Origin of the sequence: Pseudomonas sp. S06B 330 (assembly GCF_002845275.2) — a bacterium.
In the GTDB taxonomy this organism is placed as follows: domain Bacteria; phylum Pseudomonadota; class Gammaproteobacteria; order Pseudomonadales; family Pseudomonadaceae; genus Aquipseudomonas.
This window is the reverse complement of sequence record NZ_CP088149.1, coordinates 5,251,661-5,272,563: the sequence shown is the minus strand read 5'-3', so window position 1 is coordinate 5,272,563 and position 20,903 is coordinate 5,251,661. Positions and strand designations below refer to the sequence as shown.

The following is a 20,903-nucleotide window of genomic DNA, read 5'->3' as shown; positions in this document are numbered from 1 at the left end:
ATGAGCGACTCCCTTGATCTCAGCCTCGATGGCGTAGAGCGCCGGTCACTGGCTGACTTCACCGAACAGGCCTACCTCAACTATTCCATGTACGTGATCATGGACCGTGCCTTGCCGCATATCGGCGACGGCCTGAAGCCAGTGCAACGACGCATCGTTTACGCCATGAGCGAACTGGGCCTGGATGCCGACTCCAAGCACAAGAAGTCGGCGCGAACCGTTGGTGACGTGCTCGGTAAGTTCCATCCTCACGGCGACTCGGCCTGCTATGAAGCAATGGTGCTGATGGCCCAGCCATTCAGCTACCGCTACACATTGGTTGACGGTCAAGGCAACTGGGGTGCACCGGACGATCCAAAGTCGTTCGCCGCCATGCGTTATACCGAGGCGCGCCTGTCTCGTTATTCCGAAGTGCTGCTCAGCGAACTGGGTCAGGGCACCGCCGACTGGGTACCGAACTTCGACGGTACCCTGGATGAGCCGGCGGTGCTGCCAGCGCGTTTGCCCAACATCCTCCTCAATGGCACCACCGGCATCGCCGTGGGCATGGCCACTGATGTGCCTCCGCACAACTTGCGTGAAGTCGCCAGCGCCTGTGTGCGGTTGCTGGACGAGCCCAAGGCCACCATTGAACAGCTTTGCGAGCATATCCAGGGGCCGGACTATCCGACTGAAGCTGAGATCATCACGCCGCGCTCAGAGCTGTTGAAGATCTACGAAAGCGGTCGCGGATCGGTGCGCATGCGTGCGGTCTACCGCATTGAAGATGGCGATATCGTCGTCACTGCCTTGCCGCACCAAGTCTCCGGGGCCAAAGTGCTGGAGCAGATCGCCGCACAGATGCAGGCCAAAAAGCTGCCGATGGTGGCTGACCTGCGTGACGAGTCGGACCACGAAAACCCTTGCCGGATCGTGATCATCGCCCGTTCCAACCGGGTCGACCTCGACGAGTTGATGCAGCACCTGTTTGCCACCACCGACCTTGAGTCCAGCTACCGGGTCAACGTCAATATCATCGGCCTGGATGGTCGCCCGCAGTTGAAGAACCTGCGGGCGCTGCTGGTCGAATGGCTTGAATTCCGTGTACAGACCGTGCGTCGCCGGCTGAAATTCCGCCTGGATAAAGTCGAGCGCCGCCTGCACCTGCTCGAAGGTTTGTTGGTGGCTTTCCTCAACCTGGATGAAGTGATCCACATCATTCGTACTGAGGAACACCCCAAAGCCGCCTTGATTGCCCGTTTCGACCTCACCGAAACCCAGGCCGAGTACATCCTTGAAACCCGCCTGCGCCAATTGGCACGGCTGGAAGAGATGAAGATCCGCAACGAGCAGGATGAATTGGCCAAGGAACAAGCCAAGCTGACCGCGCTGCTGGGTAGTGAAAGCAAGCTGCGCAAACTGGTGCGTTCCGAGCTGATCAAAGATGCCGAAACCTATGGTGATGACCGTCGGTCGCCGATTGTCGAGCGAGCAGAAGCCAAGGCGTTGTCGGAAAATGAATTGATGCCGACCGAGCCGGTTACGGTGGTGCTGTCGGAAAAAGGCTGGGTGCGTTGTGCCAAGGGGCACGACATCGACGCCACGGGCCTGTCGTACAAGGCCGGTGACGGTTTCAAGACCGCCGCGGCTGGGCGTTCCAATCAGTTTGCCGTGTTCATCGACTCCACTGGACGTAGCTATTCGGTGGCCGCGCACACCTTGCCGTCAGCTCGGGGTCAGGGCGAACCGCTGACCGGGCGGCTGACACCGCCACCAGGTGCGGTCTTTGAATGTGTGCTGTTGCCTGAAGACGACGCGTTGTACGTCATCGCCTCCGACGCCGGTTACGGCTTCGTGGTCAAAGGCGAAGATCTGCAGGCTAAGAACAAGGCTGGCAAGGCGCTGCTTAGCTTGCCCAACGGCGCCAAGGTCATTGCTCCACGTGCAGTGGCAGATCGCGAGCAGAACTGGCTGGCAGCGGTGACGACCGAAGGTCGTCTGCTGATCTTCAAAATCAGCGACCTGCCACAGCTGGGTAAAGGAAAGGGTAATAAAATCATCGGCATTCCTGGTGACCGGGTCGCCAGTCGCGAAGAATTCGTCACCGATCTGGCAGTAGTTGCCGATGGCGCAACGCTTGTGTTGCAAGCCGGTAAGCGTACGCTGTCACTTAAGGCCGATGACCTGGAACATTACAAAGGCGAGCGAGGCCGTCGCGGTAACAAACTGCCGCGCGGCTTCCAGCGAGTCGACGCATTGTTGGTGGAAAATCCCGCATAAGCCGGCGTAGCGGCCCCGAATCGGTAATTTAGCGCCCGTTCGGGGCTTAAACACTGGAGTCGGGCCGTTATTTCGCGGATGATAGGGCCCTTGCGGTGCCAGCGTGGCTGTGCGCCCGTATGAATCTATATGAGTATCACTGCGGTTAGCCTTGTGGCAGCCGCCTGGATGGGATGATGAAATTTCTGCGCCTTCCGTTTGTTTTGCTGATGAGCGGCATACTCGGTCTGGCCGGTTGCAGCATGCACCAGCCGGTTTCCCTGTATCAGCTCGACAGCGGTGAGCCTGGCCAACCCAAGCAAAGCGCGGGCATGGCTGTGGTACTCGGCCCGGTATCGGTAGCTGACTACTTGCAGCGCGAGACCCTACTGCAGCGCCAGTCCGATGGCAGCCTGACCGCAGCGACTGATGGCCGTTGGGCTGGTAGCCTGTCGGCGGACATCGATCAATTGCTGGTCCGTCAGCTGGCCTGGCGTCTGGACAGCCAGCGTGTGGTCCTGGCACCCGGCAATACCGGTTTTACCCCGGACGTACAGGTGCTGCTGTCGATCACCCGCCTGGACTCCGGTACCAACCAGCCAGCGATCCTCGATGCCCAGTGGCGACTGCTCGATCGCCGTGGTCAGGTCCGTGACAACCGCATCGTTCACCTCGAACAGCAGCATGCGGGTAGCGCAGCGGCACAAGTTCAGGCCCAGGGCCAGTTGCTGCAAAAACTCGCTGAACAGCTGAGTATTGCCCTCAAGCCTTTGGCCAATCAGCCAGCGATTGCTGAAGAGTCGCCGAAGAGGGCTGCGCCGGTGCAGGTGCGTAAAGGGCCGGAGAAGCCGAAGATTCCACTGGCAACACCGATTCGTACTGATATGGAAGTGTTCCGCTTCTAAGCAGCACCACAAAAAAGCCCGCATCGCTGCGGGCTTTTTTGTGGGCGCGCCCCTTGTAACCGCTGCCGTGAGGTTGCGATCGGGCGTGAAACGGCCGCAAAATCAGAAACCGCGAGATACCAGATCCAACGAGGTGCCTGCGTTGCGACTGCTACGCAGTCGATCGCAGCCTCGTGCCTCGGCAGCGGCTACAGCAAGTGGTGCTGCTGTCTTACACCGCCACTCGGCTTGCTGAAATCGCGGACGCCGTGAACAACCATAAAAAAGCCCGCCTCGCTGCGGGCTTTTTTGTGGGCACGGCCCTTGTAGCCGCTGCCGTGAGGTTGCGATCGGGCGTGAAACGGCCGCAAAATCAGAAACCGCGAGATACCAGATCCAACGAGGTGCCTGCGTTGCGACTGCTACGCAGTCGATCGCAGCCTCGTGCCTCGGCAGCGGCTACAGCAAGTGGTGCTGCTGTCTTACACCGCCACTCGGCTTGCTGAAATCGCGGACGCCGTGAACAACCATAAAAAAGCCCGCATCGCTGCGGGCCTTTTCGTCGTCAGGGATCAGCTCTTGATCCGGCGCTCGTGCATCCGTGCCAACTGGCGCTCCAGCATGGACGGGTAAGGCTCCATCAGGCGCTCGACGCAGCAGGCACCCTCAGGGCTGGCAATCGGACGAATCCGAGCACGCTGGCGAATCAGGGCATCGTCGCTGATCTTGCGTTCAACCAGCAGCAGGTTGCGGCTGTGTTGCGACAGGGCCAGGGCGTCCTGAGCCTTCTCGGTCAGCAACAGATCAATCTGGCTCAGGCCATGCAGGTCTTCACCCAGCACCAGGCCCAGTTGCAGTTGCAAGGTGATGCCGCTGTCGGCCACTTCGATCTGCAGGGCGTGCCCCAGCGCGCGCAACAACTCACCACAGCAAATGGCATTGGTCAGGTAGTCCTCTCCACTGTCCTCGCTGTTGAACAGCATCAGTGTGCTGCCGTCGTTAAGGGTGTGGACTTCGCTTTCATACAGCGAGGCGGCCTGGTCGAGGCAGTCGCGGTAGCGCTCCAGTAGCTCGGTCAGACGGGCCCGAGGCAGGCGGCGAAGTTGTTCCTGGGACCCTAGCTGTACGGCCAGTACCGCACTGGCCTGCGGCTCGCGATTGATCGGCTGTGGGGCAGGGCGTGGGGCGCTGTGCGCTTCGTCGTCGATCAGGTCGGCAAACGCGTCATCGTGTTCATCGTCGGCGGTGACAGGCTTGCTGACCTTGGCCACCGCAGGCTGTTCGTCAAAACTCGGATCGCGCAAATTTCGCACTTCGAACTCGGTTTCGTCTTCCTCCAGCTCTTCCGGCTCCGGCTCGACTTCCCGCGGCGGTGGAGCGAAGCGCGTATGCAGCTGGCGAGCCAGGTCACCAATTTCGTCCTGACGCTCCGTGGCCGGGGTGAACTCGTTGATGTCCCGTAGCCAGACCCGTAGTTGCAGCAGCGGCGTGGAGATGTAACGCCCCAGGCGCAGGCTCATGGCCAAGGCCAGGGCCAACAGGATTCCGGCGAGAATGCCCATGCTCTGCAGGCTGATGGTCAGTGGCTGCTGGAACTGGCTCATGTCCAGGCTGATGCGCAGTTGCCCGGCCGTCACGTCCTGGAAGGTGATTTTGGTTTGGTACAGGCCTTCGGCCTCACCCAGCAGGCCGTTTTTCGGGCGCTGGCCAGCTTCGGCCAGGATCCGGTTGTCGACGCTGTAGATGGCCGCATGGGCAACCAGTGGGTTCTTCACCAAATTACCCAGCAGCACATTGAGGCTGAGGATGTCGTTGGACACCAGCAGCTCGGTTGCCGAGGTAGCGGTCTGCGTGGTCAGGCTCTGCCCCAGGGCATCGGCTTGTTCATGCATGGCCTGTTTGAACTGCAAACCCATCACGCAGGCATAGATCACCAGGGCCAGTGCTACCAGCAGCACGTTGTGGCAGGCGATCCGCAGCGCAAGCGGCACACGGCGTTGGCGCAGAGCATGAAAAATCAGCAGGAAGAAGTTGTCAGTCTTAACGGGCGTGGGCCGGTTCACAGAGCGCGGCTCTTTATGTCGGAGAAGTTGCTGCGCAGTATAGCGAGCGCTCAAGGACCGGCAAAGCATCCACTGCGCCCGATGGTCAGCGAAAATCGGTAGAATGCACTTTTTTTCTACGAGTCGGAGCCCGTCTTGCGCGAAATCGTTCTGATTAACATCACTGGTGAGGACCGTCCGGGTCTTACTGCGGCCATCACAGGCGTTCTGGCCCAGGGTGGTGTGAACATCCTCGACATCGGTCAGGCGGTGATTCATGACACCCTGTCCTTTGGCATTCTGGTGGAAATCCCGGATACCGAGAAGGCTTCATCGGTACTGAAAAATATTCTGTTTGCGGGCTACGAACTCGATCAACAGGTCCGTTTCACTCCCGTTTCCGAAGCCGACTACCAGAGTTGGGTTGAAGGCCAGGGCAAGGCCCGTCACATCGTGACCTTGCTAACCCGTAAGGTTACGGCTGAACAATTGCAGCGGGTCAGTTCGATTACTGCCAAGTATGGGCTGAACATCGACCACATCGATCGCCTTTCCGGTCGCGTGGCATTGGATACGCCGGTCGAACAGGGCAAGGGCTGCATCGAGTTCTCCGTGCGTGGCGAACCGGCGGATCCGCAGGCCTTGCGCGCCGAGTTCCTCAGTGTGGCGCAGGAGCTGAATGTCGATATCGCCTTCCAGCAGGACTCGCTGTTCCGTCGTAACCGTCGCCTGGCGGTGTTCGACATGGACTCGACGCTGATTGAAGCCGAAGTGATCGACGAATTGGCCAAGGCTGCCGGAGTAGGCGAGCAGGTGTCGGAAATCACCGAACGGGCTATGCGTGGCGAACTGGACTTCCGTGCCAGCTTCAAAGAACGCCTGGCCTTGCTCAAGGGGCTGGACGTCGGCGTGCTGGACGAAATCGGCGCTTCGCTGCGCCTGACTGAAGGCGCCGAAACGCTGTTTGCCGAGCTCAAGCGTCTGGGCTACAAGACCGCAATCCTGTCTGGCGGCTTCACCTACTTTGCCAAGCAGCTGCAGGCCAAGCTAGGTATCGACTACGTCTTTGCTAACGAGCTGGAAGTGGTCGACGGTAAAGTCACCGGTGTGGCGGTCGAGCCGATTGTTGACGCCCAGCGCAAGGCTGATCTGCTCGGCGAGCTGGCGCGCAAGGAAGGACTGCAGATGGAGCAGACCATCGCCGTGGGTGATGGAGCCAATGACCTGCCGATGCTGGCCATTGCTGGCTTGGGCGTGGCCTTCCGGGCCAAACCACTGGTCAAACAGTCGGCCAAGCAGGCTATTTCGACCTTGGGTCTGGATGGTGTGCTGTACTTGCTGGGCTTTCGCGATCGCGACGGCCGGGTCTGAAAAGCGAGGCCGTACTAGCCAGAAACAAAAAAGCCCGCATCGCTGCGGGCTTTTTCATGTTCAGGCCTGGGCGGGCAATGCCAGGCGCTGACCCATGCTCACGGCCGAACCGGCACCGAGTTCTTCGGCCCATTTGACCTGCTCTGGTCCGAACAGGACAACGGCGGTCGAACCCAGCTTGAAACGACCCAGTTCCGCACCTTTTTCCAGGTGGATCGGTGCACGGCTAGCTTCGTCGTAGCGGAAAGTCTTGAGTTCACGCTTCGGAGGCGTCACCAGGCCAGCCCAGACGGTCTCGATAGACGCCACGATCATCGCCCCGACCAGAACCACGGCCATCGGCCCACGCTCGGTATCGAACAGGCAGACCACGCGCTCGTTGCGGGCAAACAGTTCAGGTACGTTTTCGGCGGTGGTCTGGTTGACCGAGAACAGCCGACCCGGGACATAGATCATTTCGCGCAGAGTACCGGCCAGTGGCATGTGCACACGGTGGTAGTCCTTGGGCGACAGATAGATAGTGGCAAACTCACCACCCATGAACGGGGCGGCATTGGCCGGATCACCACCAAGCAGCTCCAGTGCGCTGAAGCTGTGACCCTTGGCCTGGAAGATACGACCGTGCTCGATAGGGCCAAGTTGGCTAACTGCGCCATCGGCCGGGCAGAGGATCGCGCCCGGCGTTTCGTCGAGCGGGCGTGCATCGGGTTTCAGGGCGCGGGTGAAGAAGGCGTTGAAGTGCTCGTAAGCGCTCAGGTCTTCGACCAGCGCCTGGGACATATCGACCTGATAACGCTTGGCGAACCAACTGGTGAAGGCGTTTTTGAACCAGCGAACACGGCATTCGGCGATGCAACCGGCCAGGCGTGACAGCAGGTGATGCGGCAGCAGGTGCTGGCTGATGATGAACAAGCGGGATTTCATTGGGTTTCCTTGATTCTTCAAATTTCTACAGGGGTGTCGGGGTGGTTGCCCCATTCGCCCCAGGATCCGGCATAGGCTTTGACCCGAGGGTAGCCCAAGTGCTTGGCTACCAGATAGGTAAAGCCGGAACGGTGATGAGTCTGGCAGTGGGTGACCACTTCCTTGTCTTTGCTGATGCCCAGTTTTTCGAGGATCTCGGGCATGTCTTTGCGGATGCGCAGGTGGTCGTTCATGTCCATGCCTGCAGTCCATTCGAAATTGACGGCACCAGGGATATGCCCACCTTTGGCGGCCAGTACCTTTTCACCGCGGTATTCGCCCGGGCTGCGCGCATCCCAGATGGCCAGGTCGGCGGCGCCGATACGGCTTTGCAGATATTCCCGGGTTGCCGTGGGCTCCTCGTGCAGGGTCAGACTGACCGTGCCGCTGGCCTTGGCCGGTACTTCAGTGCTGAGGGTGCTCGCAGGCCATGCCTGGGCGCCGCCATTGAGGTAGTGGTAGCGGGAGTGGCCGATCACATCCAGCAACCAGATGAAACGTCCGGCCCAGCCGCCGCCCTCGTCGTCATAGACCACGTAGACCGCATTGGCGTTGTGGCCAAGCTCGGCAAACAGCTTTTCCAGATCGGCTTTGGCCGGCAGTAGGCCCGGCGCAGGGGGTTGGCCCAGCTGGGTACGCTTCGGGTCGACAAAGCGAGCCCCGGGGATATGCCCGCTGTCATAGCGGTTGACGCTGGTCAGGTCCACCAGGATCAACTCAGGTACATCAAGCCGGGCTTGCAGGTCAGCCGGCTCAATTACCAGGGGCAAGCCAGAAAAGTCAGTCATCCAGAGTCTCCAGAGCGGAACAGAGGGGGGCGATTGTAGCGCATGGGTCAGGCACTGCGGTTGCTGAAGGCGGTCAGGGCCCGTTCGATACATTGCGCGGTTTTGCCAAAGGCCTGCACGCTGATATCGGCCAGTGGCTTTCCACCCTGGTCAGCGACCAGCAGCATCACCACGCGACCATTGCTCGACAGTGAGCGCAGCAGCAGGTGTTCGCTGCGAAACAAGCTGCGCAGGTGGGCCGGCAACAGTGCCGCGAATTGCGTGTGATTCTCTGGCGTCAACCGTAGTTGCGCGGCGCTGCTCATTAGACGTTGCAGCAACTTGCTCTGCTCGATGGGCAGCACCAGGCTGGCCGCTTCTGCTGGCAATCCGGCAATCTGATGAGCGCGCAGCTGGGTCAGGGTCTTGTCGGCCATCAGCAACATCAGACGCTGCATGCCACAGGCTACCAGCGCTTCGCGGGCCAGGGTCGTCAGGTGGATGGCGTTGCTGAACGGGCTGGGCTCGACCAGCAGTTCAGCACAGCGTTTTCGCCATGCTCCCAAGGCCTGGGCCGAAGGCGGGGGCGGTGCCATCTGCCCCTTGTGCAAGCGGCGCTGATTCCAAGGCCAGAGCAGCGCTTCGGCTGGGTGAAACAGGCCATGGTTGGCATGATGGCGGGCGCTGGTGACCGCTTGTTGGTGCACCCATTGCTGAACGTCATCCAATGACGTTTGCAGGTACAGGCTGGTGAGCAACTGCCAGCGCCGTACATGAGGGTTGGTCCAGCCGACTTGTGCCGCCAGGGCCAAGCCGTTGGCCAGCAACACGGTGTTGGCGGGTTGGTTGAACCAGCGGCGTAGATTTGGCTGGTCATCCAACTGTTGTTGTTGGTGCAGGCTGTTCGGGTCACGGGCGATGAGCAAGGCCTTGGCCAGCAAACGGCGTTCATCCTGCAGCAGGTGATAGCCACGGGTGACCCACTCTGGCAGACGCCAGTGTTCGGCGAGAGCTTTGCACAGGCTAAGCACCCGCACCCCAAACAGCTCCAGCTCCACTTGCGTTGCGGATTCGCCCTTGTGCACAACCCGTAGCTCCCATGCTTCAAGTAGCTTGGGAAACGTCAGGGCCAGTGGCCACAGCGGCGATAGAAACAAAAGACTGCCCCAGTGAATTTCCTGCCAGAGTCGTGCCAGACGGCTGGCGAACAGGCCGTTAGCTTGTTGGCTGGCATGCTGGCTGACCATCTGCAGTTGGCGCAAGGTCAGGGCGATATCGTCTTCAGCCAACGCTGGTAGACGTTCCAGCAATTCAGCGGTTCGCGCCAGGCCCAAGCGATTGAGGGCGATCTCCAGGCTTTCAGCGGGTTCGCCAAGGCTGGTGTTGGTGTGATGGTTGGCTTCGCGCATCACGCTGAGCACCAAAGCTGGGCTGTCCTGCATCAACTCGGCGATGTCCCGCAGCGATCGGCGACTGTCGGCGATCGCAGTTTTTACCTGCTCGTAACTGGTCTGTGGAATCGGTAGTCGAACGCTGTCGAGCAGCTTGACCCAGGCATCGAGTGTTTTAGGTGTTTGTTCTGGCACGATGGTTTCAATAGGCATGCTGGAGGGGCCGAACTGGCTTTTCGCCTTGACTGACTATAGTCTGGCGCAGATCTGCCGATAAGTAGAAGAAGAGTTTTATTAACTTCCGCTCACGACCCTGACCACGACAGTAAGTGCTTTCTATCTATGGCTAAAATTATCGGCATCATCGTCGTATTCGCGAGTGTGCTCGGCGGATATGTTCTATCCCACGGTAAAATTGCGGCACTGATTCAGCCCTTCGAGGTGCTGATCATCGGTGGCGCGGCCTTTGGTGCGTTCCTCCAGGCGAACCCTGGTTACATGACCATGCATGTAATCAAAAAGTCGCTGAAGATGTTTGGTACGCGCTTTACCCACACCTTCTACATCGAGGTGCTCGGGCTGGTCTACGAGATCCTCAACAAGAGCCGGCGCGAAGGCATGATGGCGATCGAAGCCGATATCGAAGACGCCGCTTCCAGCCCGATTTTTGCCAAGTACCCTGCAGTACTGGGTGATGAGCGCATGACCGCTTTCATCTGTGACTACCTGCGCATCATGTCCACCGGCAACATGGCACCGCATGAGCTTGAAGGCCTGTTCGACATGGAACTGCTGAGCATGAAGGAAGAGCTTGAGCATCCGTCCCATGCCGTGACCGGCATTGCCGACGGCATGCCAGGCTTCGGTATCGTTGCCGCGGTACTGGGGATCGTGGTGACCATGGCTTCGCTGGGCGACGGTGACCAGAAGTCCATCGGTTTGCACGTCGGTGCGGCGCTGGTCGGTACCTTCTTCGGTATTCTCGCCGCCTACGGCTTCTTCGGGCCGCTGGCCACTGCCTTGCGTCAGGATGCTCGAGAAGAACTCAACGTCTACGAAGCCATCAAGGCTTCGCTGGTGGCCTCGGCTTCCGGCATGCCGCCGTCGCTGGCTGTGGAATTCGGGCGCAAGGTGCTGTTTCCAGCGCATCGCCCGAGCTTCGCCGAGCTGGAACAAGCGGTTCGCGGTCGCTAAGTCATGGAAAACAACCAGCCCATTATCGTCAAGCGCGTAAAACGCTATGGCGACGGCCACCACGGTGGTGCCTGGAAGATCGCCTTTGCCGACTTTGCCACGGCAATGATGGCGTTCTTCCTGGTGCTCTGGCTGCTGTCCACGGCGACACCGGAACAGAAAATCGCCATCGCCGGGTACTTCAAGGACCCGATCGGTTTTTCCGAAAGCGGTACGCCTTACGTTATCGACCTCGGGGGTTCACCGAAACTCGCTCCGGAAAAGACCATCAACCCGGAAGAGAAGTCCGAGCCAACTCCGGATACCAGTATTCAGCTGGATCAGGACAAGGTTGAGAGCATGGCCGAGCAGGTTGAGCGCGAGCGTCTGGAGCTGCTGTTGCAGGAACTGCAGAACAAGGTCGAAGAAAACCCGCAACTGCAGAAATTCAAGGACCAGATCCTCTTCGAAATCACCCAGGATGGCCTGCGTATCCAGATCATGGATGCTGAGAACCGGCCAATGTTTGACCTGGGCAGCGCCCGTCTCCAGCCGTACTTCGAAGATATCCTGCTGGCCATGGCCGATACCATCAAGGCGGTGCCGAACAAGATCAGTATCAGTGGTCATACCGATGCCAAGCCGTATGCGGGCACGGGGGACTTTGGTAACTGGGAGCTGTCGGCCAACCGTGCTAACGCTGCGCGTCGGGCCCTGGTTGCAGGTGGCTACCCGGATGCTCAGGTGGCACGAGTGGTTGGCTATGCCTCGTCATCACTGTTCGACCGGGCCAACCCGCTCAATCCGGTAAACCGGCGTATCGACATAATTGTCCTGACCAAGAAAGCCCAGCGCACGCTGGAAGGTGAGCAGACGCAGCCACCCGCACCTGCTACTCCTGAAGGCACTGCACCTGGCGCTGAGGCGCCGACGCCTGCGCCGGCCGCTGCGACCGAGCCTGAGCCGATGCAGCCGCGTGAACTGCGCCAGAAGCTGAACATCTTCGAGGACGGTGTGTTGAAGATGGATGAAAGCAAGGAGTAATCCTGTGCTGTGATCACAACGCCCGTGTGCAGCAATGCACACGGGCGTTGTCGTTTTGCGACGCTCAGAAGCCGCGACGAATCTTGGCCTTCAGATCGGCGTGGAAGAAGTCGGCATTTACGCGGTTGATGGCATCGGCGTCAGCACCTTCGTTGTCTATCGAGCGCTTGAAGGTCTGTTCATCGTGGTAGGCGAGCACGAACAAATCGATATGTTCGCGTAAGCGCATTATCGGCCACTTCTCCAGGTAATCAGGTAGTACGCTGTCCGTGCATTGGAACAATGCAATACGGCGATTGCTGAGCGTAGCGGCGCCCAGCTGGAACGGAGTCCACCAGGTGTCGGCATTTTCCTGGGACAGGACGGTGATCAAGTGGGTACAGCCGCTGACGTTGCGACACACCAACCCGGTAATGTCGTCGGCTGTTTGTCCGGCGCTGCCATCGAACAGATCCAGGTGGGTGTCTATGCCTTCGAGTTTCAGGCGCTCGTTGATAATAAAGGCATCCAGGCGTTCCTGGTGGCGATAGCTGATAACAACAGGCATCAGGCGAGCCCTCCTGGTACGCAGGTGGTGCAATTGATACGTAAGGATCGAATTGTCATTGTTGATTCCTTTCATACTCACAGCATGGAGAGGGTTCGCCTCGTCATGGCGAACCTGAAAGGTGACAATCAATGAAAGCTGCTATCGCGGCAAGGGACCACTTGCAATAAAGAAGATCCCTACATTGGATGGTAAATTTTCCTGCGGACTTGTCTTACAGCCAAGAGTGATGAGGCTCGTTGCGAGCCTCAGGTGGCAGGTCAGTAACTGTCTTGAGGCAGGCTGGCGATGATCGAGCGATAGCTGTTCATCCGCTGTTGCTGGACACGGCCGTCTTCCAGGGCCTTGAGCAGGGCGCAACCGGGCTCGCGGTCGTGTTTGCAGTCACGAAAGCGGCAGGTGCCGAGCAGATCGTTGAACTCGATGAAGCCGGCTTCGACATCGGCGCGGCTGACGTGACCGAGGCCGAACTCGCGAATTCCGGGGGAGTCGATCAGCTCACCGCCACCCGGGAAGTGGTAGAGGCGCGCGGTCGTGGTGGTGTGGGTGCCTTGACCGGACCACTCGGACAGATCGCCTACCCGGGTCTGCACCTCAGGCAGCAGGCTATTGACCAGCGACGACTTGCCGACCCCGGACTGGCCGACGAACACACTGATGTGTCCGTCCAGCTGCTTCTGCAACTGCTGCATGCCATCACCGTGATGGGCCGAAACCTCCAGCAGCGGATAGCCCAACTGCCTGTACACCGCCAACAGGGCATTGAGCGCCGGGGCGTTCTGCTCGTTGATCAGGTCGGCCTTGTTCAGCAGCAGCAGCGGACGAATGCCGGCGTGTTCGGCGGCTACCAGGTAGCGGTCGATCAGGTTGGCGTGGGGTTCTGGTGCCGGGGCGAAGACGATAACGATCAGGTCGACGTTGGCCGCTACCGGCTTGAGCTGGCCACGACTGTCGGGTCGGCACAGTTCGGTATGGCGCGGCATTTGCGCGACGATGACACCGATACCCTGGTTGCCTGAGCGCCAGACGACGCGGTCGCCGGTTACCAGCGCTGGCAGATTGGCGCGCAAGTGGCAGCGGAACACCTGGCCGGCGTCATCGCCGTCCTGTGCCTCGACTTCGACCTGCACGCCAAAGTGGGCGATCACCAGGCCGAGTTGTTCCGGGCCCAGGTCACCGCCTTCGAGCTCCTTCAGGGTCTGTTGTTCGCGTTTGGCGGCGCGAGCAGCGCGTTCACCCTGGATTTTTTCGATCCGCCAATTTTGGCGGCGATTGAGCTGGCGTTTGGCCATGAAGGTTCCGTGTTCGGCATGCATTATTAAACGGCGAGGAGTTTAGCACGCTCCACTAGGCTAAACTGCGCACCTACCGAGGAGCAGAATCATGCAGAACCCACAGAACCTGATCTGGATCGACCTGGAAATGACCGGTCTGGATCCGGATCATGACGTCATCATCGAAATGGCCACCATTGTCACTGACAGCGATCTCAACACCCTGGCCGAAGGCCCGGTGATCGCCATTCACCACAGTGACGAGGTGCTGGCGCGTATGGACGAGTGGAACACCCGTACCCATGGTGCCTCCGGCCTGACCCAGCGGGTCAAGGACAGCAAGGTCAGCATGGCCGAAGCCGAGGCGCAGACCATTGCCTTCCTTGAGCAGTGGGTGCCAAAAGGCAAGTCGCCGATCTGTGGCAACAGTATCTGCCAGGATCGCCGCTTCCTCTATCGCCACATGCGTGGCCTGGAAAACTACTTCCACTATCGCAACCTCGATGTCTCCACGCTCAAAGAGCTGGCCGCGCGCTGGGCGCCAGAGGTGCGTGACAGTTTCAAGAAAGGCGGCACGCACCTGGCGCTGGACGACATTCGCGAATCGATCAACGAACTGCGTCACTATCGCGAGCACTTCATCAAGTTTTGATCGCGCCGCCGCACGCTTGTACAGACAATCCGTGCGGCGCCCCCTTTTGGTGCTTGAGGCAACTGGTTAGACTGCGCGCCCCCTTGCACGGATCTGCGCTATGTTGTTGATGCTCTATCTCATTGCAATCACCGCTGAAGCCATGACTGGCGCGCTGTCTGCCGGGCGCCGCGGCATGGACTGGTTCGGCGTGGTGTTGATCGCCTGCATCACTGCGTTGGGTGGTGGCTCGGTGCGCGATGTGTTGCTGGGGCATTACCCGCTGACCTGGGTAAAGCACCCGGAGTACCTGGTGCTGACCAGTTTTGCTGCACTGATGACCATCTTCATCGCACCCTTGATGCGTCACCTGCGCTCATTGTTCCTGGTGCTCGATGCCTTGGGGCTGGTGGCCTTTACCCTGATTGGTTGCATGACGGCACTGGAAATGGGGCAGGGCATGCTGGTGGCGTCGATCAGCGGGGTGATCACCGGGGTGTTTGGCGGTATTTTGCGTGACATCTTCTGCAATGATATTCCGCTGATCTTCCGCCGTGAGCTGTATGCGAGCGTGTCGTTTGCGGCCGCTTGGTTCTATCTGGGGTGTGTTTACTTCAATGTGCCCAGCGAGCAGGCGATCCTGTTGACCTTGTTTGGTGGTTTGCTGCTGCGCTTGTTGGCCATTCGCTTTCACTGGGAAATGCCCAAGTTTCATTACAACGATGAGCACTGAAGTGTTGAGCGGCAAGCTGTAAGCTGCAAGTTGCGGGGATCAGCTAGACGTTTGGGGCTTCGCGCATGCCGCTGCTTTCATCGCATGCTGCCCCAGCGCCCACTGCACATGTTCGCGCACCAGCTCCGACGGATGATCCTGGCGCGCCTTCAGCGCCTCCAATACCGGTATGGTCGAAGGCGCGTTGCCCAATCCCACCGCCAGATTGCGCAGCCAGCGTTCATACCCGGCACGCCTTAACGGTGAGCCTTCGGTACTGTCGAGGAAGGTCTGCTCGTCCCACATGAACAGCACGGCCAACTCCGCGCTATCGAGGTTGTGCCGGGGTTTGAAGTCACTCTCGGCGGTCGGCCGGGCGAAGCGGTTCCAGGGGCAGACGATCTGGCAGTCATCACAGCCGAATACGCGGTTGCCGATCAGGGGTCGCAGTTCTTCAGGGATGGTGCTTTTCAGCTCGATTGTCAGGTACGAGATGCAGCGCCTGGCGTCTAGTACATATGGACCGACAAAGGCCTGGGTCGGGCAGATGTCCAGACAGGCACTGCAACGACCGCAATGCTCACTGGCCTGCGGCGGATCGACCGGCAGCGGAATGTCGACAAATAGCTCGGCGAGAAAGAAGTAGCTGCCGGCCTTGCGGTTGAGCAGCAGGGTGTTTTTGCCAATCCAGCCCAACCCGGCCTGCTCGGCAATGGCTTTCTCCAGGACCGGGGCGCTGTCGACGAAGGCCCGAAAACCGAATGGGCCAATGTCTTTCTGAATGCGCTCAGCCAAGTGCTGCACGCGTTTGCGAATCAGCTTGTGATAGTCACGGCCCAGGGCATAACGGGAGATATAGGCTTTTTCCGGATGGGCCAGTTGCTGGGCCATGCGTGTGTCGCCCGGCAGATAGTCCATGCGCAGCGAGACCACACGCAGGGTTCCCGGCACCAATTGGTCGGGGTGCGAGCGCTTGCTGCCATGGGCACCCATGTAATCCATTTCGCCGTGATAGCCGGCTTCGAGCCAGCGCTCCAGGTGCTGTTCGTGCTCAGCCAGATCCACCCCGGCGATGCCGACATGGGCAAAGCCGAGCGCTTTACCCCAGTCTTTGATCGATTGGGCCAGTGCGGGAAGATCGGGAGTGGCAGCAGACATGGGAAATAGGGCAATACGGACTCAGGTGCGTATAATTCTGCCAGACATCGGAGCCTTTGACCCATGCCTCAGACCAAACACCCTGCAAACGCACCGCAGATCATCAGCAGCGTCACCCTGACGCCACTTGCGCCGCGCCAGATTACGGCGCAAAAGGGCGATTTTGGCCATGTCTTGGTGGTCGGCGGTGATCGCGGCACCGGCGGGGCCGTTCTGCTCAGTGCTGAGGCCACGTTGCGCTGTGGTGCCGGGCTGGTCTCGCTGGCCACGCGCAGCGAGCAGGTCGCCGCTGCTTTGGCGCGGCTGCCGGAGGTGATGTGCCTGGGCGTGCATTCGGCTAACCAATTAATGACGCCCCTCGAGCGAGCCTCGGTAGTGGTAGTCGGTCCAGGCCTTGGCCAGGCGGCCTGGGGGCGTAGCTTACTGTCGGCGGTTGCCAATGCGCGGCTGGCGCAGGTGTGGGACGCCGATGCGTTGAATCTGCTGGCACGGGCGCCGTTGGCGCTGGCAGGCGGCTCGATCATTACCCCGCACCCAGGAGAGGCCGCACGGTTGCTGGGGATCTCCACCGAGGCGGTCCAGGCTGATCGTGCGGGAGCAGCGCGCAAACTCGCGCGTAAATACGCAGTCGTATGTGTGCTCAAGGGTGCGGGTACCCTGGTGGCTGATCCGGCCGGGCAGCTTGCCTTGTGCGAGCGTGGGCACCCGGCTATGGCGGGTGCGGGCCTGGGCGACGTACTCAGTGGGGTGCTGGGGGCGCTGCTGGCTCAGGGGTTGTCGAGCTGGGACGCGGCCTGTCTGGGCGTCTGGTTGCATGCCTGCGCCGGAGAGCGGCAGGGTATGCAAGGTCGTGGGCTGGCGGCCAGTGATCTGGTGCCAGCGATTCGTCATTTATTGGAGGAGCATTCAGCGTGTCAGGTGTAACCCTGTTTTTGGCCGACGAAGAGGCCATGGTCCGTTTCGGTCACCGTATTGCCGAAGTGACCAAAGGTCACGGCGTGATTTTTCTGGAAGGGGACCTGGGCGCAGGTAAAACCACCTTGTCGCGCGGCATCATTCGCGGTCTTGGGCATACCGGAGCGGTAAAAAGCCCTACCTTTACAGTGGTTGAACCTTATGAAATCGGCGATATTCGTGCGTTTCACTTCGATCTCTATCGCTTGGTCGATCCAGAGGAGCTGGAGTTCTTGGGTATTCGCGATTACTTCGAAGATGACGCGTTGTGCCTGTTCGAATGGCCCCAAAAGGGTGCGGGTGTTTTGCCAAAGCCCGACCTGACCATTACCATAAGCCCCCAGGCGAGCGGTCGTTCGCTGAACCTGTCGCCGCAGGGGGCACGTGGCGTAGCCTGGTGTGCCGCTCTGGCCTTGGAATTCAAATAGAAAATGGGGATAGGTATGCGCATTCGCGCACTGGTTGCGGTCGTAGGGTTGCTGCTTACGGCGGTAACTGTTGATGCTTTGGCCGTCACGCAAGTCAAAAGTATGCGTTTGTGGCGAGCGCCGGATAACACACGTCTGGTGTTCGACCTTTCCGGGCCAGTACAGCACAGCGTGTTTACCCTGACAGCCCCGGATCGTCTGGTCATCGATATCAATGGTGCAACACTGGCCGCGCCGTTGGCCGTGTCGACCTCCAATACTCCGATTACCAGTGTGCGCTCGGCCCAGCGTACACCGACCGACTTGCGTGTGGTGATTGATCTGAGCAAGTCGGTTACGCCCAAGAGCTTTACCTTGGCGCCGAATGCTCAGTATGGCAATCGCCTGGTGGTTGACCTTTTCGACCAGGCCGCTGATGCCGTCGCACCTGCGCCAACACCGCCGGTTGCCACCACCCCGGCGGTGCCAGTGACACCTGCGCAGCCGTCGATCAAGCTGACCCCTGTGCCCAGCGGCAAGCGGGACATTGTTATCGCCATCGATGCCGGTCATGGTGGTGAAGACCCTGGGGCTTCGGGCTCCAAGGGCCAGCATGAAAAAGACATCGTATTGTCGATTGCCAAGGAGCTGCAGCGTCAGATCAACAGCGAGAAGGGTTTCCGTGCTGAATTGACGCGTACCGGCGACTATTTCATTCCGCTGCGCAAGCGTACCGAGATTGCCCGCAAGAAAGGCGCTGACCTGTTTATATCGATCCACGCTGACGCTGCGCCCTCCAAGGCTGCCTTTGGTGCTTCGGTATTCGCCCTGTCTGATCGCGGTGCCACCTCGGAAACCGCCCGTTGGCTGGCCGACAGTGAAAACCGTTCGGACCTGATCGGTGGTGCCGGTAACGTCAGCCTCGACGATAAGGACCGCATGCTTGCGGGCGTGCTGCTCGACCTGTCGATGACCGCATCGCTGAGTTCGAGCCTCAACGTCGGGCAGAAGGTTCTGGGCAACATGGGCCGCGTCACCCCATTGCACAAACGACGGGTCGAGCAGGCAGGTTTTATGGTGCTGAAGTCGCCAGACATCCCTTCGATCCTGGTGGAAACCGGCTTTATCTCCAACGCCAACGAAGCGGCCAAGCTCGCAACTCGGAGTCACCAGCAATCGTTGGCGCGTTCGATTCACAGTGGTGTGCGCCAGTTCTTCCAGCAGAACCCGCCGCCCGGTACTTACATCGCGTTCTTGCGTGACAGCGGCAAAATCGCCCAAGGGCCACGCGAACACAGCGTGCGTCCAGGCGAGACGCTGGCCATGATCGCTGTGCGTTATCAGGTCAGCGTGGCTAGTCTGCGCTCGGCCAACAGCCTCAAGAGTGATGAATTGAAAGTCGGCCAGAGCTTGAATATCCCCACGACTGCCCTGGCGTCGCAGCAATGACCGACAGTGCGCGGATCGAGCTGCTCAGCCCGCGGCTGGCGAACCAGATTGCCGCCGGTGAGGTGGTCGAGCGTCCAGCATCGGTGATCAAGGAACTGCTGGAAAACAGCCTGGACTCCGGTGCCCGTCGGATTGACGTGGAAGTTGAGCAGGGCGGAGTAAAATTGCTGCGGGTGCGTGACGATGGTCGTGGCATCGCCGCCGACGACCTACCGTTGGCCCTGGCGCGTCACGCCACCAGCAAAATCCGCGACCTGGAAGACCTGGAACGGGTAATGAGCCTTGGCTTTCGTGGTGAGGCCCTGGCTTCGATCAGTTCGGTGGCGCGCCTGACCCTCACCTCGCGTACCCGTGACGCGGACCAAGCCTGGCAAGTGGAAACCGAAGGCCGTGACATGGCCCCACGGGTGCAACCAGCAGCGCACCCGGCTGGTACCTCGGTGGAAGTGCGTGATCTGTTCTTCAACACCCCGGCCCGCCGCAAATTTCTCAAGACCGAGAAAACCGAATTCGATCACCTGCAGGAGGTGATCCGGCGCCTGGCGCTGGCGCGTTTCGATGTCGCTTTTCACCTGCGCCACAACGGCAAGAGCATTCTCAGCCTGCACGAAGCCTTGGACGATAACGCCCGGGCTCGGCGCGTAGCGGCAATCTGCGGCCCGGGCTTCCTTGAGCAGGCGCTGCCGATCGAAATCGAACGCAACGGTTTGCACCTGTGGGGCTGGGTGGGTTTGCCGACCTTCTCGCGCAGTCAGGCTGACTTGCAGTACTTCTTCGTCAACGGCCGTGCCGTGCGTGACAAGCTGGTAGCCCACGCGGTACGCCAGGCCTATCGCGATGTATTGTTCAATGGGCGGCACCCGACCTTCGTGCTGTTCCTTGAGGTCGACCCTACTGGTGTTGACGTCAACGTTCATCCGACCAAGCATGAAGTGCGCTTTCGTGACGGGCGCATGGTCCACGATTTTCTCTATGGCACCTTACACCGGGCCCTGGCTGACGTGCGCCCGGAAGATCAACTGGCTGCGCCCGCCACAACCAGTGAGATCGTCCGCCCCAGCGGTATACAGGCAGGCGAATTTGGTCCCCAGGGCGAAATGCGCCTGGCGGCAAACCTGCTCGAACAACCGTCGGCCCAGCCGAGCGTTCGACCTCCGGGTGATGGCAACGGCGGCGGGGGCGGTTATCAGTATCAGTACACGCCGCGCCCGGCCCAGGCCGTACCGGCTGCCGAGGCGCAGGGCGTCTACCGTGAATTCTTTGCACCGCTGAACGAGGCAGCACCTGCGGTGCTGCCCGACAGCCAGGGTGATATTCCACCCCTAGGCTACGCCCTGGCGCAGCTCAAGGGCATCTATATCCTCGCCGAGAATGCCGTGGGTCTGGTGCTGGTAGACATGCATGCAGCCCATGAGCGCATCATGTATGAACGCCTCAAGGTGGCCATGGCCAGTGAAGGCCTGAGCGGCCAGCCGTTGCTGGTGCCTGAATCCCTGGCGCTGAGCCAGCGCGAGGCCGACTGCGCCGAAGAACACGCCGAATGGTTCCAGCGCCTGGGCTTCGAGCTGCAGCGCCTGGGCCCGGAAAGCCTGGCGATCCGTCAGATTCCGGCATTGCTCAAGCAGGCTGAGGCCAATCGTTTGGTCCAGGATGTGCTCGCCGACCTGATGGAGTACGGCACCAGCGACCGCATTCAGGCGCACCTGAACGAATTGCTCGGCACCATGGCCTGTCACGGCGCCATTCGCGCCAACCGTCGTCTGGCCCTGGCAGAAATGAATGGTCTGTTGCGCGACATGGAGAACACCGAGCGCAGCGGCCAGTGCAACCACGGCCGACCGACCTGGACCCAAATGGGCCTGGACGATCTGGACAAACTGTTCCTGCGCGGTCGATAA

18 protein-coding genes are annotated in these 20,903 nt (G+C 60.2%); 11 read left to right on the top strand and 7 right to left on the bottom strand.

Going from position 1 to position 20,903, the window contains the following annotated elements; translation table 11 throughout:
• A complete protein-coding gene (parC, locus tag CX511_RS23780) occupies nucleotides 1-2,259 on the top strand; it encodes a DNA topoisomerase IV subunit A (RefSeq protein WP_045182115.1) in 2,259 nt (752 codons plus the stop codon).
• Between the two features lie 176 nt (nucleotides 2,260-2,435).
• The gene (locus tag CX511_RS23775; protein ID WP_045182117.1) at nucleotides 2,436-3,143 is read left to right on the top strand and encodes a PqiC family protein; all 708 of its coding nucleotides are present in this window, start codon (nucleotides 2,436-2,438) and stop codon (nucleotides 3,141-3,143) included.
• A gap of 551 nt (nucleotides 3,144-3,694) precedes the next feature.
• Here CX511_RS23775 and CX511_RS23770 read toward each other — a convergent pair.
• A complete protein-coding gene (locus CX511_RS23770) occupies nucleotides 3,695-5,185 on the bottom strand; it encodes a HAMP domain-containing protein (RefSeq protein WP_101292008.1) in 1,491 nt (496 codons plus the stop codon).
• Between the two features lie 135 nt (nucleotides 5,186-5,320).
• Between CX511_RS23770 and serB the strand changes: the two genes are divergently transcribed.
• Nucleotides 5,321-6,535, top strand: coding sequence for a phosphoserine phosphatase SerB (gene serB, locus CX511_RS23765; protein ID WP_045182121.1), 1,215 nt, complete (start codon nucleotides 5,321-5,323; stop codon nucleotides 6,533-6,535).
• 60 nt (nucleotides 6,536-6,595) lie between these two features.
• On the opposite strand, the gene asd is transcribed toward serB, so the two are convergent.
• From asd to CX511_RS23750, 3 genes are read right to left on the bottom strand one after another with little or no spacing between them, the layout of a single operon-like run.
• Nucleotides 6,596-7,459 (bottom strand): archaetidylserine decarboxylase, encoded by an 864-nt coding sequence (asd, locus tag CX511_RS23760; protein WP_045182123.1) that lies wholly within the window; start codon nucleotides 7,457-7,459, stop codon nucleotides 6,596-6,598.
• Nucleotides 7,460-7,476: 17 nt separating this feature from the next.
• A complete protein-coding gene (locus CX511_RS23755) occupies nucleotides 7,477-8,286 on the bottom strand; it encodes a rhodanese-like domain-containing protein (protein ID WP_045182125.1) in 810 nt (269 codons plus the stop codon).
• A gap of 47 nt (nucleotides 8,287-8,333) precedes the next feature.
• Entirely contained in the window at nucleotides 8,334-9,869 is a 1,536-nt protein-coding gene (locus CX511_RS23750; protein ID WP_101292007.1) for an HDOD domain-containing protein, read from the bottom strand.
• Nucleotides 9,870-9,998: 129 nt separating this feature from the next.
• Between CX511_RS23750 and motA the strand changes: the two genes are divergently transcribed.
• Both motA and motB read left to right on the top strand, forming a co-directional pair.
• The gene (gene motA, locus CX511_RS23745) at nucleotides 9,999-10,850 is read left to right on the top strand and encodes a flagellar motor stator protein MotA (RefSeq protein WP_038615227.1); all 852 of its coding nucleotides are present in this window, start codon (nucleotides 9,999-10,001) and stop codon (nucleotides 10,848-10,850) included.
• Nucleotides 10,851-10,853: 3 nt separating this feature from the next.
• The gene (motB, locus tag CX511_RS23740; RefSeq protein WP_045182131.1) at nucleotides 10,854-11,873 is read left to right on the top strand and encodes a flagellar motor protein MotB; all 1,020 of its coding nucleotides are present in this window, start codon (nucleotides 10,854-10,856) and stop codon (nucleotides 11,871-11,873) included.
• 64 nt (nucleotides 11,874-11,937) lie between these two features.
• Here the strand turns inward: motB and CX511_RS23735 are convergent, their stop codons facing one another.
• Complete coding sequence (locus tag CX511_RS23735) at nucleotides 11,938-12,420, bottom strand: toll/interleukin-1 receptor domain-containing protein (RefSeq protein WP_045182133.1); 483 nt, start codon at nucleotides 12,418-12,420, stop codon at nucleotides 11,938-11,940.
• Nucleotides 12,421-12,680: 260 nt separating this feature from the next.
• Nucleotides 12,681-13,712, bottom strand: coding sequence for a small ribosomal subunit biogenesis GTPase RsgA (rsgA, locus tag CX511_RS23730; RefSeq protein ID WP_045182435.1), 1,032 nt, complete (start codon nucleotides 13,710-13,712; stop codon nucleotides 12,681-12,683).
• A 91-nt stretch (nucleotides 13,713-13,803) separates the two neighbouring features.
• Here rsgA and orn point away from each other — a divergent pair, with 91 nt between their 5' ends.
• Both orn and CX511_RS23720 read left to right on the top strand, forming a co-directional pair.
• Nucleotides 13,804-14,346, top strand: a complete 543-nt coding sequence (gene orn / locus CX511_RS23725) for an oligoribonuclease (protein ID WP_038615221.1) — start codon at nucleotides 13,804-13,806, stop codon at nucleotides 14,344-14,346.
• A 100-nt stretch (nucleotides 14,347-14,446) separates the two neighbouring features.
• On the top strand, nucleotides 14,447-15,058 hold the full coding sequence (locus CX511_RS23720) for a trimeric intracellular cation channel family protein (protein ID WP_045182135.1): 612 nt from the start codon (nucleotides 14,447-14,449) through the stop codon (nucleotides 15,056-15,058).
• 39 nt (nucleotides 15,059-15,097) lie between these two features.
• On the opposite strand, the gene queG is transcribed toward CX511_RS23720, so the two are convergent.
• Nucleotides 15,098-16,195: a tRNA epoxyqueuosine(34) reductase QueG gene (gene queG, locus CX511_RS23715; RefSeq protein ID WP_101292006.1), complete on the bottom strand. Its 1,098-nt coding sequence runs from the start codon at nucleotides 16,193-16,195 to the stop codon at nucleotides 15,098-15,100.
• Nucleotides 16,196-16,258: 63 nt separating this feature from the next.
• On the opposite strand from queG, the gene CX511_RS23710 reads away from it, so the two are divergent.
• Genes CX511_RS23710 through mutL form a run of 4 tightly spaced genes read left to right on the top strand, consistent with a single transcriptional unit; the run spans nucleotide 16,259 to nucleotide 20,903 of the window.
• On the top strand, nucleotides 16,259-17,119 hold the full coding sequence (locus tag CX511_RS23710; protein WP_045182140.1) for an NAD(P)H-hydrate dehydratase: 861 nt from the start codon (nucleotides 16,259-16,261) through the stop codon (nucleotides 17,117-17,119).
• A complete protein-coding gene (gene tsaE / locus CX511_RS23705) occupies nucleotides 17,107-17,577 on the top strand; it encodes a tRNA (adenosine(37)-N6)-threonylcarbamoyltransferase complex ATPase subunit type 1 TsaE (protein ID WP_045182142.1) in 471 nt (156 codons plus the stop codon). Before CX511_RS23710 ends, tsaE begins: the two co-directional genes overlap by 13 nt.
• Before the next feature lie 3 nt (nucleotides 17,578-17,580).
• Entirely contained in the window at nucleotides 17,581-19,005 is a 1,425-nt protein-coding gene (locus CX511_RS23700) for an N-acetylmuramoyl-L-alanine amidase (protein ID WP_218187390.1), read from the top strand.
• Nucleotides 19,002-20,903 (top strand): DNA mismatch repair endonuclease MutL, encoded by a 1,902-nt coding sequence (gene mutL, locus CX511_RS23695; protein ID WP_045182146.1) that lies wholly within the window; start codon nucleotides 19,002-19,004, stop codon nucleotides 20,901-20,903. Before CX511_RS23700 ends, mutL begins: the two co-directional genes overlap by 4 nt.

What these genes read in the sequence shown, in the direction of transcription:
- parC (WP_045182115.1), top strand. Translation starts at nt 1, where the DNA reads ATGAGCGACTCCCTTGATCTCAGCCTCGATGGCGTAGAGCGCCGGTCA.
- CX511_RS23775 (WP_045182117.1), top strand. Translation starts at nt 2,436, where the DNA reads ATGAAATTTCTGCGCCTTCCGTTTGTTTTGCTGATGAGCGGCATACTC.
- asd (WP_045182123.1), bottom strand. Translation starts at nt 7,459, where the DNA reads ATGAAATCCCGCTTGTTCATCATCAGCCAGCACCTGCTGCCGCATCAC.
- CX511_RS23755 (WP_045182125.1), bottom strand. Translation starts at nt 8,286, where the DNA reads ATGACTGACTTTTCTGGCTTGCCCCTGGTAATTGAGCCGGCTGACCTG.
- CX511_RS23750 (WP_101292007.1), bottom strand. Translation starts at nt 9,869, where the DNA reads ATGCCTATTGAAACCATCGTGCCAGAACAAACACCTAAAACACTCGAT.
- motA (WP_038615227.1), top strand. Translation starts at nt 9,999, where the DNA reads ATGGCTAAAATTATCGGCATCATCGTCGTATTCGCGAGTGTGCTCGGC.
- motB (WP_045182131.1), top strand. Translation starts at nt 10,854, where the DNA reads ATGGAAAACAACCAGCCCATTATCGTCAAGCGCGTAAAACGCTATGGC.
- CX511_RS23735 (WP_045182133.1), bottom strand. Translation starts at nt 12,420, where the DNA reads ATGCCTGTTGTTATCAGCTATCGCCACCAGGAACGCCTGGATGCCTTT.
- rsgA (WP_045182435.1), bottom strand. Translation starts at nt 13,712, where the DNA reads ATGGCCAAACGCCAGCTCAATCGCCGCCAAAATTGGCGGATCGAAAAA.
- orn (WP_038615221.1), top strand. Translation starts at nt 13,804, where the DNA reads ATGCAGAACCCACAGAACCTGATCTGGATCGACCTGGAAATGACCGGT.
- CX511_RS23720 (WP_045182135.1), top strand. Translation starts at nt 14,447, where the DNA reads ATGTTGTTGATGCTCTATCTCATTGCAATCACCGCTGAAGCCATGACT.
- queG (WP_101292006.1), bottom strand. Translation starts at nt 16,195, where the DNA reads ATGTCTGCTGCCACTCCCGATCTTCCCGCACTGGCCCAATCGATCAAA.
- CX511_RS23710 (WP_045182140.1), top strand. Translation starts at nt 16,259, where the DNA reads ATGCCTCAGACCAAACACCCTGCAAACGCACCGCAGATCATCAGCAGC.
- CX511_RS23700 (WP_218187390.1), top strand. Translation starts at nt 17,581, where the DNA reads ATGGGGATAGGTATGCGCATTCGCGCACTGGTTGCGGTCGTAGGGTTG.
- mutL (WP_045182146.1), top strand. Translation starts at nt 19,002, where the DNA reads ATGACCGACAGTGCGCGGATCGAGCTGCTCAGCCCGCGGCTGGCGAAC.